Annotated in this window: 14 protein-coding genes; 5 read left to right on the top strand and 9 right to left on the bottom strand. The window is 68.7% G+C overall.

Annotated elements, in window-relative coordinates; genetic code table 11:
• The first annotated feature begins 60 nt into the window (after positions 1–60).
• Both AC07O4_RS00070 and AC07O4_RS00065 read left to right on the top strand, forming a co-directional pair.
• Positions 61–1,263 carry an ammonium transporter gene (locus AC07O4_RS00070; protein WP_495303386.1) on the top strand — a complete coding sequence of 401 codons (1,203 nt, stop codon included), beginning with the start codon at positions 61–63 and terminating at the stop codon, positions 1,261–1,263.
• Between the two features lie 113 nt (positions 1,264–1,376).
• Positions 1,377–2,312 carry a M14 family metallopeptidase gene (locus AC07O4_RS00065; RefSeq protein WP_095948925.1) on the top strand — a complete coding sequence of 312 codons (936 nt, stop codon included), beginning with the start codon at positions 1,377–1,379 and terminating at the stop codon, positions 2,310–2,312.
• A gap of 17 nt (positions 2,313–2,329) precedes the next feature.
• Here the strand turns inward: AC07O4_RS00065 and AC07O4_RS00060 are convergent, their stop codons facing one another.
• The 4 genes from AC07O4_RS00060 to AC07O4_RS00045 all read right to left on the bottom strand — a co-directional run bounded on the left by AC07O4_RS00060 (position 2,330) and on the right by AC07O4_RS00045 (position 6,109).
• Positions 2,330–2,659, bottom strand: coding sequence for a hypothetical protein (locus AC07O4_RS00060; protein WP_495303385.1), 330 nt, complete (start codon positions 2,657–2,659; stop codon positions 2,330–2,332).
• A gap of 22 nt (positions 2,660–2,681) precedes the next feature.
• On the bottom strand, positions 2,682–3,587 hold the full coding sequence (locus AC07O4_RS00055) for a peptidoglycan DD-metalloendopeptidase family protein (protein ID WP_495303384.1): 906 nt from the start codon (positions 3,585–3,587) through the stop codon (positions 2,682–2,684).
• Positions 3,588–3,630: 43 nt separating this feature from the next.
• Positions 3,631–4,194 carry a pseudouridine synthase gene (locus AC07O4_RS00050; protein WP_495303383.1) on the bottom strand — a complete coding sequence of 188 codons (564 nt, stop codon included), beginning with the start codon at positions 4,192–4,194 and terminating at the stop codon, positions 3,631–3,633.
• Between the two features lie 97 nt (positions 4,195–4,291).
• Positions 4,292–6,109, bottom strand: a complete 1,818-nt coding sequence (locus AC07O4_RS00045; protein ID WP_495303382.1) for a glutamine--tRNA ligase/YqeY domain fusion protein — start codon at positions 6,107–6,109, stop codon at positions 4,292–4,294.
• 137 nt (positions 6,110–6,246) lie between these two features.
• Here AC07O4_RS00045 and AC07O4_RS00040 point away from each other — a divergent pair, with 137 nt between their 5' ends.
• Positions 6,247–6,606, top strand: coding sequence for a hypothetical protein (locus tag AC07O4_RS00040; RefSeq protein ID WP_070062581.1), 360 nt, complete (start codon positions 6,247–6,249; stop codon positions 6,604–6,606).
• Positions 6,607–6,687: 81 nt separating this feature from the next.
• On the opposite strand, the gene AC07O4_RS00035 is transcribed toward AC07O4_RS00040, so the two are convergent.
• From AC07O4_RS00035 to AC07O4_RS00015, 5 genes are read right to left on the bottom strand one after another with little or no spacing between them, the layout of a single operon-like run.
• Positions 6,688–7,545 carry a LytR/AlgR family response regulator transcription factor gene (locus AC07O4_RS00035; RefSeq protein WP_495303381.1) on the bottom strand — a complete coding sequence of 286 codons (858 nt, stop codon included), beginning with the start codon at positions 7,543–7,545 and terminating at the stop codon, positions 6,688–6,690.
• A 26-nt stretch (positions 7,546–7,571) separates the two neighbouring features.
• Positions 7,572–8,657 carry a sensor histidine kinase gene (locus AC07O4_RS00030; protein ID WP_495303380.1) on the bottom strand — a complete coding sequence of 362 codons (1,086 nt, stop codon included), beginning with the start codon at positions 8,655–8,657 and terminating at the stop codon, positions 7,572–7,574.
• Entirely contained in the window at positions 8,654–8,968 is a 315-nt protein-coding gene (locus tag AC07O4_RS00025; RefSeq protein ID WP_495303379.1) for a 2TM domain-containing protein, read from the bottom strand. The genes AC07O4_RS00030 and AC07O4_RS00025 overlap by 4 nt, the downstream gene beginning before the upstream one ends.
• Positions 8,965–9,930, bottom strand: a complete 966-nt coding sequence (locus tag AC07O4_RS00020; protein ID WP_495303378.1) for a sterol desaturase family protein — start codon at positions 9,928–9,930, stop codon at positions 8,965–8,967. The genes AC07O4_RS00025 and AC07O4_RS00020 overlap by 4 nt, the downstream gene beginning before the upstream one ends.
• Before the next feature lie 43 nt (positions 9,931–9,973).
• Positions 9,974–10,495 carry a DUF6622 family protein gene (locus tag AC07O4_RS00015; RefSeq protein WP_495303377.1) on the bottom strand — a complete coding sequence of 174 codons (522 nt, stop codon included), beginning with the start codon at positions 10,493–10,495 and terminating at the stop codon, positions 9,974–9,976.
• Positions 10,496–10,783: 288 nt separating this feature from the next.
• On the opposite strand from AC07O4_RS00015, the gene AC07O4_RS00010 reads away from it, so the two are divergent.
• Together AC07O4_RS00010 and AC07O4_RS00005 are read left to right on the top strand one after the other, a co-directional pair.
• A complete protein-coding gene (locus AC07O4_RS00010; protein WP_495303376.1) occupies positions 10,784–12,472 on the top strand; it encodes an efflux RND transporter periplasmic adaptor subunit in 1,689 nt (562 codons plus the stop codon).
• On the top strand, positions 12,469–15,594 hold the full coding sequence (locus AC07O4_RS00005; protein ID WP_495303375.1) for an efflux RND transporter permease subunit: 3,126 nt from the start codon (positions 12,469–12,471) through the stop codon (positions 15,592–15,594). The genes AC07O4_RS00010 and AC07O4_RS00005 overlap by 4 nt, the downstream gene beginning before the upstream one ends.
• The last annotated feature ends 101 nt before the right edge of the window (positions 15,595–15,695 follow it).

The raw sequence follows: 15,695 nt of genomic DNA, 5'->3' as shown, positions 1-15,695 counted from the left end.
CGCCCCGAGCCGTTCGGGTGCGACGCACCAAATCAAACCAAAAACCTGCAAGAAGCTCTCATGGACGCACTCAAACAGGGCGCTGACGCGCTGTTCATCCTTCTCGGCGCCATCATGGTCCTGGCCATGCATGCCGGCTTTGCCTTTCTGGAACTGGGCACCGTGCGCAAGAAGAACCAGGTCAATGCGCTGGTCAAGATCCTGGTCGACTTCTCGGTGTCGACCATCGTGTACTTCCTGGTGGGCTACGGTGTGGCCTACGGCACGCATTTCTTCGTCAGCGCCACCGAACTGTCGGTAAGAAGCGGCTACGAGCTGGTGAAGTTCTTCTTCCTGCTGACCTTCGCGGCGGCCATTCCGGCCATCATCTCGGGCGGCATCGCCGAGCGCGCCAAGTTCTGGCCGCAGCTGATCGCCACCGCGGTGATCGTCGGTTTCGTCTACCCGCTGTACGAGGGCATCGCCTGGAACAAGGCCTTCGGCATCCAGGGCTGGATCGCTTCGGTCACCGGCCACGAGTTCCATGACTTCGCCGGCTCGGTCGTCGTGCACGCCGTGGGCGGCTGGCTCGCGCTGCCGGCCGTGCTGCTGCTGGGCGCTCGCCGCAACCGCTACCGCGGCGACGGCTCGCTCAGCGCGCACCCGCCGTCGAACATCCCCTTCCTGGCGCTGGGCGCGTGGGTGCTGTGCGTGGGCTGGTTCGGTTTCAACGTGATGAGCGCGCAGAGCATCGACAAGATCTCGGGCCTCGTCGCCGTCAACTCGCTGATGGCGATGGTCGGCGGCACGCTGGTGGCGCTGGCCATGGGCAAGAACGACCCCGGCTTCGTCTACAACGGCCCGCTCGCCGGCCTCGTGGCTGTGTGCGCCGGCTCCGACCTCATGCACCCGCTGGGCGCGCTCGTGACGGGCGGCGTGGCCGGCGCCATCTTCGTCTTCATGTTCACTCGCACCCAGAACAAATGGAAGATCGACGACGTGCTCGGCGTGTGGCCGCTGCACGGCCTGTGCGGCACCTGGGGCGGCATCGCGGCCGGCATCTTCGGCACCCAGGCGCTGGGCGGCATCGGCGGCGTGAACCTGTGGGCGCAGCTGATCGGCACCTTGCTCGGCGTAGTCTGGGCGCTGATCGGCGGCGCCGTGGTGTACGGCGTGCTCAAGGCGACCATGGGGCTGCGGCTGTCGCAGGAGGAGGAGTACGACGGGGCGGACCTGTCGATCCACCACATTTCGGCGACGCCGGAGCGCGAAGTGAATTGGTGAGGGCGATGCGGCTCAGGACATGAGCCGCATCCGGGGATTTGCGGCTCACGGCACGAATTTGCCAGCTGTAGCAAACTTGCCGGCGGCCTCCGATCCCACCTGTTCACCACCCCATGACCCAATCTCCCCCCGCCCTCGAAGTCCTCCCCCGCGATCTCTCCGCCTACCGCGAGGGCAACGTCGGCATCGACTACGTGCACCGCTTCGAGTCCGGCAAGCCCGGCCCGCACGTGCTGATCAACGCGCTGACGCACGGCAACGAGATCTGCGGCATGACCGCCGCCACGCACCTGCTCGACACCGGCGTGCGCCCGAAGATCGGCACGCTCACCGTCAGCTTTGCCAACGTGGCGGCCTACGAGTCCTTCAACGAGGCGCTGCCGTTCGACAGCCGCCAGCTGGTGCACAACCTCAACCGCGTGTGGTCGCCCGAATGGCTCGACGGCAGCGAGGACAGCCCCGAGCTGCGCCGCGCCCGCGAGTTGCGCCCGGTGGTGAGCGCGGCCGACCACATCCTCGACATCCATTCCACGAGCCAGCCCGTGATCCCGTTCTGGGTGTACCCGGCCTTCGACCGCAACGCCGAGGCCGCCATGGCCATCGGCCGCCCGTCGGTGCACCTGGTGATGCCCGACGGCCTGGGCTCGGGCACGCCGCTGATCCAGCACGGCCAGCATGGCCGGGCCGACGGCAAGGGCGTGGCGCTGGTGGCCGAGTGCGGCCAGCATTTCCTGCGCTCGGCCTCCGAGCTGGCCACCGCCATCTCGCTCGACTTCCTGGCGCACTTCGGCCTCATCGACAAGGACCCGGCCGTGCCCGCGCCCGGCGAGCAGCGTCGCTTCGAGCTGCTCCAGACGCACGTGATCAAGTCGGAAGACTTCGCCTTCGTGCGCCCGCTGATCGGCTTCGAGACCTTTGCCAAGGGCGAGCTGATCGCCACCAACGGCCCCGACGAAATCCGCGCGCCGTGCGACGACTGCACGATCTTCATGCCCGCGCAGCGCACGATCGTGGGGCGCGAGGCGGTGTACCTGACCAGGCCGCTCTGAGGGCGGCGTCCTTCAGTTCAGCAGATCAGCAGGTGCCGCGGTTTGTCCGCGGTGCTGTAGTCGGCATGCCAGTAGTGCGGGTCGTCGCAGAGGCTGAACGCGGCCTGCTTGCCGGCGTGCCGGTCCGTGAAGTGTCTTTGGAGCGTGACGTGCACCGAGCCCTCGTCGGGCCAGTCGACGCCGACATCGACGACGCGGTTGCCCGCGGCGACCTCGGCGGCGACGATCCGCTGCAGGGCGGGGTGCAAGAGGGTGTTGAGGCGAGCGAGGGCTTCGCGGCGTTCGTTGGGGGCGAACGAGGAGGCGAGGCAGGCTTCGGTGAAGAGGGTCGGCGCTTTGTCACGCATGACGGCGTTCCGGCTGGGTGCCTCAACCCGCAACGAACAACGCCGGGTCCACCATCGTCCGGTTCAGCATCACCCCCCAATGCAGGTGCGGCCCGGTCACCCGTCCCGTCGCGCCCACCGCGGCCAACGGGTCTCCGATCTTGAGCACGTCGCCCACCTTCACGTCCCAACGGCTCAGGTGGCAGTACATCGTCAGCAGGCCGCCGCCGTGGTCGACCCAGACGGTGCCGCCGTTGAAGAAGTAGTCGCCGGTGTCGATCACCTTGCCGGCCAGCGGCGCGCGCACGGGCGTGCCGGTGCCGGCTGCGATGTCCATGCCGCTGTGCGGATTGCGCGACTGGCCGTTGAACACCCGGCGCAGGCCGAACGAGCTGGAGCGGCGGCCCGGCACGGGCACGCGCATCTGCAGCGCGGCGTCGGGGCGCAGGTCGGAGAGCGTGGCCATCACGCCGGTCAGGTGGTCGCGTTCCTTGGTGTAGCGCGCCTCGTCTTCCGGCGACAGGTCGACCGTGCGCGGCGCCACCGTCAGGCGTTGTTCGCGGTACTGCTTCGGGGCGACGGTGTAGGCGATCTGGCGCTCGGGCTTGTTGCCCTCGGCGCGCACGCTGATGCTGGCTTCGCCGGGTGGGGTGGCAAGCGGAATGCCGACCAGCGCGGTCCATTCGATCGGATCGCCGAGCACCAGCAGCGGCACGTCACCGGCGAAAGCCTTGGGGCGCGTGGCGGCGGGGCCGAGCGACAGGCGGGCGACGCCGCCCGGCACCAGCAAGGCGCGCGGCCAGACATCAGGCGCCTGCGGCTTGTTGTTTTTCTTGGCCGGGGCCGGGGCCGCGGCACCGGCAGGCAGCGCCAGCAGACCGAGGGCGCCGAGCACGGCGCTGCGGCGGTTCAATGCAGCAGAAGAGAGATCGGAGAGAGGAAGGTTCATGTGCATGGACAGGATTCGAATGAAGAGTTGGTGGTGCGGCGGCTCAGCCGCCGCTCTGTTCCCGCCAGGTTCCGGGCGCGAGCCCGTCGAGCGTGTAAGGCCCGATGGCGGCGCGGATGAGGCGCAGCGTCGGCAGCCCGACGGCCGCCGTCATGCGCCGCACCTGGCGGTTGCGGCCTTCGCTGATCGCCAGCTCCAGCCACGCGGTGGGAATGAGCTTGCGCTCGCGGATGGGGGGCTCGCGGTGCCACACGGCGGGCGGCGGGTCGAGCCGGCGCGCCCGTGCGGGGCGCGTGGGGCCGTCGTTGAGCTGCACGCCGTTGCGCAGCGCCGCCAGCGCTTCGTCGGTCGGCACGCCCTCGACCTGCACCCAGTAGGTCTTCTCCATCTTGAAGCGCGGATCGGCGATGCGCGCCTGGAGCTTGCCGTCGTCGGTGAGCAGCAGCAGGCCTTCGCTGTCGGCATCGAGCCGGCCGGCGACGTAGACACCGGGGAGGTCGATGAAGTCCTTCAGCCCGCGCCAACGGCCCTCGGGCGTGAACTGGCTGAGGACGCCGTAGGGTTTGTTGAAGCGGATCAGGCGAGAAGAAGGGCTCGTAGCGTTCATGAACCGACAGGATAGCCGGGGTCTGTCGACGCTCGGCGCAAGAAAAAAGCCGGAGCCATGACGGCCCCGGCTTTGCGGGAGAACGCGACCAGCGGGCTTACTTGGCCCAGCTGTCCCGCATCCCCGCCGCGCGGTTGAACACCACCTGTCCGCCGGCACCGCCGCCCTTCGTGTCGCGCACGAAGTAGCCATGCCGTTCGAACTGGATGCCCACGCCGGGCTCGGCCTTCGCCAGCGACGGCTCGACGAAGGCCGTGCACACCTCCAGGCTGTGCTTGTTCAGCTCGTCCAGCAGCTCGCCGCCGCCGGGGTTGGCTTCGGCGAACAGGCGCTCGTACAACCGCACCTCGGCCTGCACGGCATCGGCCGCGGCCACCCAGGTGATGTTGCCCTTGACCTTGATCGCGTCCGCGCCGGGCGTGCCGCTCTTGGTGTCGGGCACCAGCGTGGCCTGCACTTCGAGGAGCTTGCCGTCGGCGTCGCGCGTGGCGCCGGTGCATTCGATGACGTGGCCGTACTTCAGGCGGACCTTGTTGCCGGGGAACAGGCGGAAGAAGCCCTTGGGCTGCACGTCTTCGTAGTCGGTGCGCTCGATCCAGACTTCGCGGCCGAGCTTGAACTCGCGCTTGCCCATTTCGGGGTGGTGCGGGTGCACGGGCGCGGAGCAGTCGTCCAGCGCATCGTCGCTGCCCATCAGCTCACCCCAGTTGGTGATGACGAGCTTCACCGGGTCGAGCACGGCCATGGCGCGCGGCGCGACGGGGTCGAGGGTGTCGCGCAGCGCGGCCTCGAGGCTGGCGTACTCGATCCAGCCGCCCGACTTGGTGGTGCCGCTGCGTTCGCAGAACAGCTGCAGCGCGGCGGGCGTGTAGCCGCGGCGGCGCAGGCCGGCGATGGTGGGCATGCGCGGGTCGTCCCAGCCGTCGACGTGTTTCTCTTCGACCAGTTGGCGCAGCTTGCGCTTGCTGGTCATCACGTGGGTCACGTTCAGGCGGGCGAATTCGTACTGGCGGGGGTGCGGGCTGGCGACCAAGCCGCCTTCGGCCAGGCGGTCGAGCAGCCAGTCGTAGAAGGGGCGCTGGTCTTCGAACTCGAGCGTGCAGATGGAGTGGGTGATCTGCTCCAGCGCGTCTTCGATGGGGTGTGCGTAGGTGTACATCGGGTAGATGCACCACTTGTCGCCCGTGTTGTGGTGGGTGGCCCGGCGGATGCGGTACAGCGCGGGGTCGCGCATGTTGATGTTGGGGCTCGCCATGTCGATCTTGGCGCGCAGGATGGCGGCGCCGTCGGCGAGCTTGCCGTCGCGCATCTCGCGAAAGCGCGCCAGGTTCTCGTCGGGCGTGCGGCTGCGGAAGCGGCTGTCGGTGCCGGGCGTGTTGAAGTCGCCGCGGTTGGCGCGCATTTCTTCGGGCGTCTGCTCGTCGACATAGGCCAGGCCGGCGCCGATCAGGTACTCGGCGGCTTCGTACATGAAGTCGAAGTAGTTGCTGGCGAAGTACTCGTGTTCCTGAATCGTGCCGGGCGCGCTGGGGCGGTCGGCCAGGTAGGTTTCGTAGCCGAGCCACTTCACGGCGTCGCGGATGGAATCGACGTACTCCTGCTCTTCCTTCTCGGGGTTGGTGTCGTCGAAGCGCAGGTGGCACACGCCGCCGTATTCCTTGGCCAGCTCGAAATTCAGCCAGATGCTCTTGGCGTGGCCGATATGCAGGTAGCCGTTGGGCTCGGGCGGGAAGCGCATGCGCACCTTGGCGGGGTCGGGCATGCCCTGGGCGTGGTGGGCGGCGTCGCCCGGGGAACCGCCCCAGGTGCGGCCTGCGTAGGCACCCTGTGCGAGGTCGTTCTCGATCACGTGGCGCAGGAAATTGCTCGGTGCAGCGGTCGTTTTGGTGCCGCTTTTGTCGGTCGGGGAGGTCATCGCGTCATTCTAGAGGGGGGCCTGTCGGGGTTACTTTTGGCAACGCTCTTCACAATGCAGCGTCCACCCGCTTTGCAATTGCAGCGTTCAATACGGACATGGGGCGCACAACGCCCCCCAACAAGGAGTCCCACATCATGAGCGTCACACGTTCTACCCTCTTCAAATGGGCCGCCGCCGGTGCGGTGGCCTTCGGTGCACTGTTTGCCGCCACCTCGGCCAGCGCCCGCGGCGACGTGAGCTGGTCGATCGGCGTCGGCGTGCCCGGCGTGGCGGTTGGCGTGGGCGGTCCCGCCTACTACCCGGCCCCGGTCTATGCGCCGCCGGCCCCGGTGTATTACGCACCGCCGCCCCCGGTCTACTACCGTCCGCCGCCGCCGGTGTACTACCGCCCGGCACCGGTCTACTACGCACCGCCGCCGGCCTATTACGGCCCGCGCTACTACGGTCGTGGTTATCACCGCGGTCATGGCCACGGACACGGCCACTGGCGCTGATTTACAACGCCATTCGTGACTGAATGAAAAAAGCCGGCCCCGAAAAGGCCGGCTTTTTGCTGCGCGTCCGCGGCGTAGATTTCACATGGCGCGAAACAGGTGGGCGTAGAGCCGGCTGACCGGGATCTTCTCGGCCCGTCCGCGCAGCGCCAGGTGCAGCTTGCCGGCCTCGTCGCGGTGCACCGCCTCGATGGCCGCGCTGCGCACCACCACCGCCCGGTGCACCTGCCAGAAGGTGTCGGCATCGAGCTGGGGCAGCAGTTGCTTGAGGGGCGTGCGGATCAGGTATTCCTGCGTGGCGGTGAGCACGCGCAGGTACTTGTCGGCGGCTTCGAAATACAGCACCTCGTCGATCGGCACCATGCGCACGGTGGCGCCGCCGGCATCGCTCGCGGCAATCATGCGCAGCGGCGCTGACGGTGACGACGATGCCGACGATGCCGACGATGCCGACGGGGCCCCGCCGGCGGCGCCCAGCACCTGGCGCCATTGGGCGAGCGTACGCTCCAGCACCTCGTCAGGCGGGACGGGCGGCGTCATCGACGGCGCGGCCGCCGCCAGCGCCTGCCGCAGCCGCGCCACGGTCTTGCGCAGGCGCTCGGGCTGCACGGGCTTGAGCACGTAGTCGATGGCTTCGGCCTCGAAGGCGCGCGCGGCGTATTCGTCGTAGGCGGTCACGAACACCAGCTGCGGCATCGGCGCTTCGTCGGTGGGCCAGCTGTCGGCCAGTTCGGCGGCGGCGCCCAGGCCGTCCAGGCCGGGCATGCGGATGTCGAAGAACAGCACCTGCGGCAGCAGCCGCAGCGCCTCGCGCACGGCGCTGCGGCCGTCGCGGGCGGTGGCGACCACGCGCAACTCAGGCCAGGCGGCGGCCAGTTCGGCCTGCAGGGCCTGGGCCAGCAGGGGTTCGTCTTCGGCAATGAGGGCGGTGAGGGGCATCGTCTTGTTGTTGTCGTGGGGCCTGTTCAGGCGGGCAGGGGAAGGTTCAGGGTGACGCGCGTCCCGCCGCCCGTGGGCGCGGGGGCCAGACTCAGGCGGCCTTGCTCGCCGTACACGGTGGCCAGCCGCTCGCGAACCTGTTCGAGCCCGAAGCCGCTGCCTTCCGAGGCCTGCGGCCGGGTCGCGTCGAGCCCGACGCCGGTGTCGCTCACCTCGATGACCAGTTCGCCCGCCTCGCGGCGCGCGCGCACGGCGATCTCGCCGCCTTCGACCTGGGGCTCGAGGCCGTGGCGGATGCTGTTCTCGACCAGCGGCTGCAGCAGCAGCGGCGGCACGGGCGTGTCGCGCAACTCGTCGGGCAGGTCGAGCGTGTAGCGCAGGCGCTCGCCCATCCGAACCGACATCAGTTCGAGGTAGTCGCCCAGCCGGTCGAACTCGGCCGACAGCGGATGCGACAGCGCGCGCGAGCCGCTGAGCGTCATGCGCAAATAACTGTTGAGCCGGTCGAGCATGGCCACGGCGCGCGGCGGGTCGACGGTGATCAGCACGCGCAGGTTGGCCAGCGTGTTGAACAGCATGTGCGGCTCGAGCTGGGTTTCGAGCAGCTTGAGGCGCGCGTCGGTGGCGTCGCGCTGGGCCAGGTCGAGCTGGCGCTGCATGTGCTTGCTGCGCCCGAGGCTGTAGAAGAAGTAGCACATGCCGATGGTGGCGGCCAGCGTGATGACGATGGTGGAGACCATCCGGTGCCTGGCGAAGCCGGTGAAGTCGAACAGCGGCCGACCGACCCAGGCGTCCCCGATGGCGCCGCCGCCGAGGAAGCCCAGCGTGACACCGAAGGCCACCAGCACGAAGCCCCAGGGCCCGTGCGGCCAGAGCACGTTCTGGTGGCCGCTGATGAACAGGCGCCCGGTGTCGATGACCAGCCAGCTGATCGTTCCGATCGACAGCGAATACACCATCTGCGAACTCCAGCTGCCCATGCCCGAGACGGTCAGCGCCGCGGCGATGACGCAGCAGAAGGCGGCCGTGATCAGGCCGTGCCGCAGGATGTCTCGCAGGTTCTCGGCGCGAAAGCGCGACGGGCGTGGCGTGTCGTCCGCCGTGGCCGTCACCGGCGGTCCCCGCCACCTAGCGCGCGGCGCTCACGTTCCAGCAGCTGGTTGTACAGGCCGCCGCCGGGCGCGATGAGCCAGACCACGGCGCCATGGATCAGCAGGCCCAGCCCCCAGCCCATGAGCGGGTACACGGCCCAGTTGTGGCCGCGCGAGGCCGCGAGCGCAACCAGCCCGACGTTGACAACCACATAGACGAAGGCATGGATGAACCAGCCCATCTTGGCGCCGGCGCGGCGGCGGGCGCGCCGCTCGATATCGGCGGACGAAGAAGAAGAGGAGGAAGAAGAGGAAGAGGACATGGGGGTCATGACAGCTCCTTGAGAGAGGCAGGTGAAAGGGGAACGAAGTCGCTGGCGGCCGATGCCGGCATCGACGGTGAAGGTGGCAGGGCCGCGCGCTGGCGCAGCTCCTCGGTGGTCTCGCCCGGCCCGTCCGGCCGCCAGCCCGGCGGCTTCACGAGGTAGCCGACGAAGGCGCGCAGCGAACGCGCCGAGCGCAGGTCGCGCCACAGGTCGCGCCATTGGCTGAACTCGATCTCGAACAGGTTGTACGAGGTGATCGGCTTCACCAGTCCGTAGCGGCAGGGCAGGTCGGCACGCTCGGGGATGTAGGTGCCGAACAGGCGGTCGAACACGATCAGCACGCCGCCGTAGTTGCCGTCCAGGTACTCCAGGTTCGAGGCGTGGTGCACGCGGTGGGCCGAGGGCGTGTTCAGCACCCATTCGAGCGGGCCGAGCTTCGGAATCCAGGTCGCGTGAATCCAGAACTGGTAGAGCAGGTTCAGCGTGAGCATCAGCAAGATGATCCGCGGCGGCATGCCCAACAGCGGCGCCAGCAGGAAGAAGGTCAGCGTGCCGGTGAGCCGGCCGGTCCAGCCGAAGCGGTAGGCGGCCGACAGGTTCAGCTGGTTCGGCGAATGGTGCACGGCATGGGTGCACCAGAACCAGCGCACGCGGTGCGCGGCGCGGTGGTACCAGTAGTAGCAGAACTCCTGGCCGACGAAGCAGGCGAGCCAGCCGGTCCAGTGGTCCATCGGCAGCGTGAAGAGCCGGTGGGCGTAGAGCCAGTCCATGGCGCCGACCCAGAAGGCCAGCGGCAGCAGCCAGCGCAGCGGGTATTCGCGCACCAGGAAGTCGAACACCGAGATGCCCGCCGCCTTCCAGTCGTAGCTGCGCCAGCCGTTGCGCCACGACAGCACCAGCGCTTCGGCCAGCGAGGCAAGCAGCACCACCGAGATGGAAATCTTGAGGATCAACACGAGCACGGTCATGGCGGTTCCTGGCGGCGAAGGGCGGGCGGGGGGCGTCGGAATCTTAGGCCGCGCGGGCGCCGCTGACCATCGCGCCCGACGCGGCGGCCAGCCGCCACAGGCGCGCGGCGCGGGCCGCGAAGACACCGCTGAAGGCGCCGTACAGCGCCGGCACGCCCAGGGCGAAGGCGGCCTGGTGGCGCAGCTCAGGGTGCATGGCCAGCGACACGCCCACCACGTACTTGGTGAAGAAGATGCCCATCATGAGCATCAGCGGCACGGCGGTGCCGGCCACCTCGAACTGGCGCGCCGCGGCGTCGTAGCGCGTGGTCGCCGGCAGCGGGCGGCGCAGCACCAGCACCATGAGCAGCAGCGCGGCCACGGCCCAGCCGAGCAGGGCGCCGGCCGACTCGCCGGACACCGACACCACGCCCCAGAACGACAGGCCGGCCATGGCGACCGGCATCACCAGCACGCGGTTCAGGCCGATGCGGTTGGCCACGAGCTGCCGGCCACCGAGCCAGGCCAGCAGGACGAACACGGCGAACACCCACTTCGGGGTGTGAAGAAGGATTTGCATCAGCATGAGAGGCTCCGTTCGGTTGGAAGAAGACAAAGGGGGCAGGAAATCGATGGAGCGGACTGTGCCGATGCCGCCCGGCCCCCGCCACGGCCATGCGACGAAATGCGGGTGGGCGGCGTGAAGTGCCGGTCGCCGGCGCGAATGGAGACCCCGGCGATGGCGGGGCGCCGCGCAAACGGAAGCTTTACCGTCGCTTTACGGCACGGAAAACTGCGGGAGTGATATTTCGCGCTGTACTCTAGGCCGCCTCCCTTCAGGCCGCCTTTTCGCACCCCTTCGCACGCACCGCCCATGGATTCCCAAACGCCCCCCGAACCCCTGCCACCCGTCGTGTCGCCGACCCATCCTCCGGCGCGCCGGCGCCGCTGGGTCGGGAGCCTGCTGGCCCTGCTTCTGTTGGTGGCCCTCGGGGGCGGTGCCTGGTACCTGGTGCAGCGTTCCAAGTCGCCGGCACCGGGCGCGGGCGGGCCGGGTGCAGGCGCAGGCCGCCCCGGCGGCGGTGGCCCGGGCGGTCGGGCGGGCGGCGGAGGCCCGGCCTCCAGCACCGTCGGCACCGCCGTCGCGCGGCAGGCCGACATCCCGGTGCAGCTCGAAGCGCTGGGCACGGTCACGCCGCTGGCCAACGTGACGGTGCAGCCGCAGGTGTCGGGCGTGCTCACGGCCGTGCTGTTCAAGGAAGGCCAGATGGTCAAGAAGGGCGACGTGCTCGCCACCATCGATCCGCAGCCCTTCGAGAACGCGCTGGCGCAGGCCGCCGGTGCCCGCCAGCGCGACGAGGCCCAGCTGGCCGCGGCGCGCGTCACGCTGCAGCGCTACCAGACGCTGCTCGGGCAGGACTCCATCGCCCGCCAGGACGTCGACACCCAGGCCGCGCTGGTCAAGCAGCTCGAAGGCACCGTGGCCATCGACCGCGCCAACGAGAACACCGCCAAGCTCAACCTGGCCTGGAGCCGCATCACGGCGCCGGTGAGCGGGCGCATCGGCCTGCGGCCGGTGGACGCGGGCAACTACATCTCGACCGGCAGCACCGGCGGCGTGGCCACCATCACGCAGATCGCGCCCATCGACGTCGAGTTCGCCATTCCGCAAGACCGCGTGCCCGAGGTGCAGGAGCGGCTGGGCCAGGGCGCCACGCTCGCCACCACCGCCTTCGACCGCACGCGCACGCGCCGGCTGGCCGACGGCAGCTTCTCCACGCTCGACAACATGGTCGACACGCAGACCGGCACCGTGAAGGCCAAGGCGCGCTTCACCAACGCCGACGGCGCGCTGTTCCCGAACCAGTTCGTCAACCTGCGGCTGCTACTGCGCACCGTGAGCAGCGCGGTGGTGGTGCCGGTCACGGCGCTGCGCCACGGCCCGAACGGCGACTACGTGTACGTGGTGACGGCCGAGAACACGGCCTCGCAGCGGCCGGTGACGCGCGGCGAGTCGAGCGTCGATTTCGCCTCCATCACCAAGGGCCTGCAGCCCGGCGAAACCGTGGTCACCGAAGGCGGCGACCGCCTGAAGGACGGCGCGCGCGTGCAGACCACGGTCGACCGGCCGGCGGGTGCGGCCTCGGGCGCAGCAGCGCCGGGCGGACGGCGTGGAGGACGTCGGCAGGAAGGTGGCGGTGGTGCGGGTGGCGCTGGCGGTGCTCAGGGCGGCGGTGCCCGCCCGGCCGAAGCGGCGGCGCCGGCTTCGCCCTCGCAAGCACCGGCCGCACCCGCCGCTGGAACGGCGGCACCGGCCGCAGCGCCGGCGGCCACAACGCCCGCACCGGCAGCCACGCCCGCCAAGCTCCCTACCGCCGAGCAGCGCCAGCGCATGCTCGATGCGGCCAAGGACGACCCTGAACAGCTCGAACGCCGCAAGCGTTTCCTCGAAGCCCTCGACCGCGGCGAGCCCGCCGCGCTGGAGCGCTGGCAGCGCATGGCCGAGCGCGGTGGCGCCGGTGGCGGTGGCGAACGCGGCGGTGAGGGACGGCGCAGCCCATGAGCCCCTCGCGCCCGTTCATCCTGCGGCCGGTCGCCACCTCGCTGCTGATGCTGGCCATCGTGCTGGCCGGCCTGGTGGCGTTCCGTTTCCTGCCGCTGGCGGCGCTGCCGCAGGTCGACTACCCGACCATCCAGGTCCAGACGCTCTACCCCGGGGCCAGCCCCGAGGTCATGAGCAACACCGTCACCGCGCCGCTGGAGCGCCAGTTCGGCCAGATGTCGGGGCTCGACCGCATGAGCTCGACCAGCGCGGCGGGCGTGTCGATCATCACGCTGCAGTTCTCGCTGGGCCAGACGCTGGACGTCGCCGAGCAGGAAGTGCAGGCCGCCATCAACGCCGGCGGCTCGCTGCTGCCGGCCGACCTGCCCGCGCCGCCGGTGTATGCCAAGGTCAACCCGGCCGACGCGCCGGTACTCACGCTGGCCATCACCTCCGACACGCTGCCGCTCACCGAGGTGCAGAACCTCGTGAACACCCGGCTCGCGCAGAAGATCAGCCAGGTCTCGGGCGTGGGCCTCGTGTCGCTCAGCGGCGGGCAGCGCCCGGCCGTGCGCATCCAGGCCAACACGCAGGCGCTGGCGGCCAACGGCATCGGGCTGGATTCGCTGCGCACGGCCATCAGCGCGGCCAACTCCAACGGCGCCAAGGGCAGCTTCGACGGCCCCAAGCGCGCCTACACCATCAACTCGAACGACCAGCTGCTCACGGTCGACGACTACAAGAACCTCATCGTCAGCTACAAGAACGGCGCGCCGATCCGCATGGTCGACGTGGCGCGCGTGGTCAACAGCGCCGAGAACACGCAGCTGGGCGCCTGGGCCGGGCGCAAGGTCGACGGGCAGGTGCAGCTGACGCCGGCCATCATCCTGAACGTGCAGCGCCAGCCCGGCGCCAACGTGATCGCCACCGTCAACGCCATCAAGAAGCAGCTGCCCGAGCTGCAGGCCGGCATGCCCGCGGGCCTGCAGGTCGAAGTGCTGAGCGACCGCACCGCCGGCATCCGCTCGTCGGTGCAGCACGTCGAGATGGAGCTGGTGCTGGCCGTGGTGCTCGTGGTGCTGGTGATCTTTGCCTTCCTGGGCAGCCTGCGCGCCACCGTCATCGCCAGCATCGCCGTGCCGATCTCGCTGATCGGCAGCTTCGGCCTGATGTACCTGCTGGGCTACAGCCTGAACAACCTGAGCCTGATGGCGCTGACCATCGCCACCGGCTTCGTGGTGGACGACGCGATCGTCATGATCGAGAACATTGCGCGCTACATCGAGGAGGGCGAGAAGCCCCTGCAGGCCGCGTTCAAGGGCGCCACGCAGATCGGCTTCACCATCATCTCGCTGACCGTGTCGCTCATCGCCGTGCTCATTCCGCTGCTCTTCATGGGCGACGTGGTGGGCCGTCTGTTCCGCGAGTTCGCCGTGACGCTGGCGATCACCATCCTGATCTCGGGCGTGGTCTCGCTCACTCTGGTGCCGATGATGTCGGCGCGCTGGCTCAAGCACGAGCCGAAGAAAGACGCATCGGGCACCGGCTTCGGCGCGCGCGCCCAGCGTTTCTTCGACGGCGTGATGGTGCGCTACGACCGCTCGCTGCACTGGGTGATCGCGCACCAGCCGCTCACGCTGCTGGTGGCGCTGCTCACGCTGGTGCTGACCGTGCTGCTGTACCTCACGATCCCCAAGGGCCTGTTCCCCACGCAGGACACCGGCCAGCTGCAGGCCCGCGTGCAGGCCGCGCAAGACGTCTCCTTCGAGCGCATGGCGCAGCTGCAGCAGCAGGCCGCGCGCGCCATCCTTGAAGATCATGACGTCGAGAACCTCAGCTCCTTCGTCGGCGTGGACGCGGCCAACAACACGATGCTGCACACCGGCAGCATGCTCATCAACCTGACCCGCAGCCACGACAACCAGCAGGAGGTGATGGAGCGCCTGCGCGAGCGCGTGCGGCAGGTGGCCGGCCTCACGCTGTACCTGCAGCCCACGCAGGACCTGACCATCGATGCCGAGACCGGGCCGACCGAGTACCGCGTGTCGCTCGAAGGCGTGAACAGCGCGCTGGTCACCGAGTGGATGCAGAAGCTGGTGGCGAAGCTGCAGGAATCGGACAAGGTGCGCAACGTGAGCAGCGATGCCGGTGCGCAAGGTCTGGCGGCGTATGTGAACGTGAACCGCGACACGGCGTCGCGGCTGTCGATCACTGCGAGCTCGGTGGATGACGCGCTGTACAGCGCCTTCGGGCAGCGGATCGTGTCGACCATCTTTACCGAGACGAATCAGTACCGCGTGATCCTCGAGGCCCAGCCCGGCATGGTGAACACGCCGCAGACGCTGGGGCAGCTGAACCTCATTGCGGGGTCTGGCACGGCGACGCCGTTGTCGGCGTTTGCGGAGATCAGCGAGCAGCAGGCGCCGTTGCAGATCACGCACGTGGCGCAGTATCCGGCGAGTACGTTGAACTTCGATACGGCGCCGGGGGTTTCGCTCGGTGGATCGGTTGCCGCGATTCGCGCGGCTGCTAAAGAGATCGGGCTGCCGAGCAGTGTGACGATGACTTTTCTGGGGGCTTCTGGGGCTTATGAGAAGTCGTTGTCGAATCAGCTGTGGTTGATTTTGGCGGCGGTGGTTTGTGTGTACATCGTGCTGGGGGTGCTGTACGAGAGCTATGTGCATCCGCTGACGATCTTGTCTACGTTGCCTTCTGCTGGGGTTGGGGCCTTGTTGGCCTTGATGCTGACCGGCAATGACCTGGGGGTGATCGGGATCATCGGGATCATCTTGCTGATCGGCATCGTGAAGAAGAACGCGATCATGATGATCGACTTTGCTATCGATGCGGAACGGACGCAGGGGAAGTCGGCTCGTGAGGCGATTCATCAGGCTGCGTTGTTGCGGTTTCGGCCGATCTTGATGACTACTTTGGCTGCGCTGTTTGCTGCTGTGCCGCTGATGTTCAGTTTTGGGGATGGGGCGGAGTTGCGGCGTCCTCTGGGGTTGGCGATTTTTGGGGGGTTGATCGTTAGTCAGTTGCTGACTTTGTTCACTACGCCTGTTATTTATCTGGCGTTTGATCGGTTGGGTGGGGGGAGTGCTCGGGCTTCTTCTTCGGAGCTCGAGGAGGAGGCGGCTTGATCTGTGTGTACTCCTGCTGCTTGTTTGCTTCCCGGGGCCGGGAGTTCCGCCCGGCGGCGGACTCACTTTCTTTTGCTTCGCCAAAAGAAAGTAAGCAAAGA

Source organism: Variovorax sp. GW821-FHT09D04, assembly GCF_059416405.1.
Note: the sequence above shows the minus strand (reverse complement) of the source record. Positions and strands in the feature narration are given on the sequence as shown.

Bases quoted from the DNA above. Each gene is read 5' to 3' on its own strand.
- AC07O4_RS00070 (WP_495303386.1), top strand. From the start codon at position 61: ATGGACGCACTCAAACAGGGCGCTGACGCGCTGTTCATCCTTCTCGGC.
- AC07O4_RS00065 (WP_095948925.1), top strand. From the start codon at position 1,377: ATGACCCAATCTCCCCCCGCCCTCGAAGTCCTCCCCCGCGATCTCTCC.
- AC07O4_RS00060 (WP_495303385.1), bottom strand. From the start codon at position 2,659: ATGCGTGACAAAGCGCCGACCCTCTTCACCGAAGCCTGCCTCGCCTCC.
- AC07O4_RS00055 (WP_495303384.1), bottom strand. From the start codon at position 3,587: ATGAACCTTCCTCTCTCCGATCTCTCTTCTGCTGCATTGAACCGCCGC.
- AC07O4_RS00050 (WP_495303383.1), bottom strand. From the start codon at position 4,194: ATGAACGCTACGAGCCCTTCTTCTCGCCTGATCCGCTTCAACAAACCC.
- AC07O4_RS00045 (WP_495303382.1), bottom strand. From the start codon at position 6,109: ATGACCTCCCCGACCGACAAAAGCGGCACCAAAACGACCGCTGCACCG.
- AC07O4_RS00040 (WP_070062581.1), top strand. From the start codon at position 6,247: ATGAGCGTCACACGTTCTACCCTCTTCAAATGGGCCGCCGCCGGTGCG.
- AC07O4_RS00035 (WP_495303381.1), bottom strand. From the start codon at position 7,545: ATGCCCCTCACCGCCCTCATTGCCGAAGACGAACCCCTGCTGGCCCAG.
- AC07O4_RS00025 (WP_495303379.1), bottom strand. From the start codon at position 8,968: ATGACCCCCATGTCCTCTTCCTCTTCTTCCTCCTCTTCTTCTTCGTCC.
- AC07O4_RS00020 (WP_495303378.1), bottom strand. From the start codon at position 9,930: ATGACCGTGCTCGTGTTGATCCTCAAGATTTCCATCTCGGTGGTGCTG.
- AC07O4_RS00015 (WP_495303377.1), bottom strand. From the start codon at position 10,495: ATGCTGATGCAAATCCTTCTTCACACCCCGAAGTGGGTGTTCGCCGTG.
- AC07O4_RS00010 (WP_495303376.1), top strand. From the start codon at position 10,784: ATGGATTCCCAAACGCCCCCCGAACCCCTGCCACCCGTCGTGTCGCCG.
- AC07O4_RS00005 (WP_495303375.1), top strand. From the start codon at position 12,469: ATGAGCCCCTCGCGCCCGTTCATCCTGCGGCCGGTCGCCACCTCGCTG.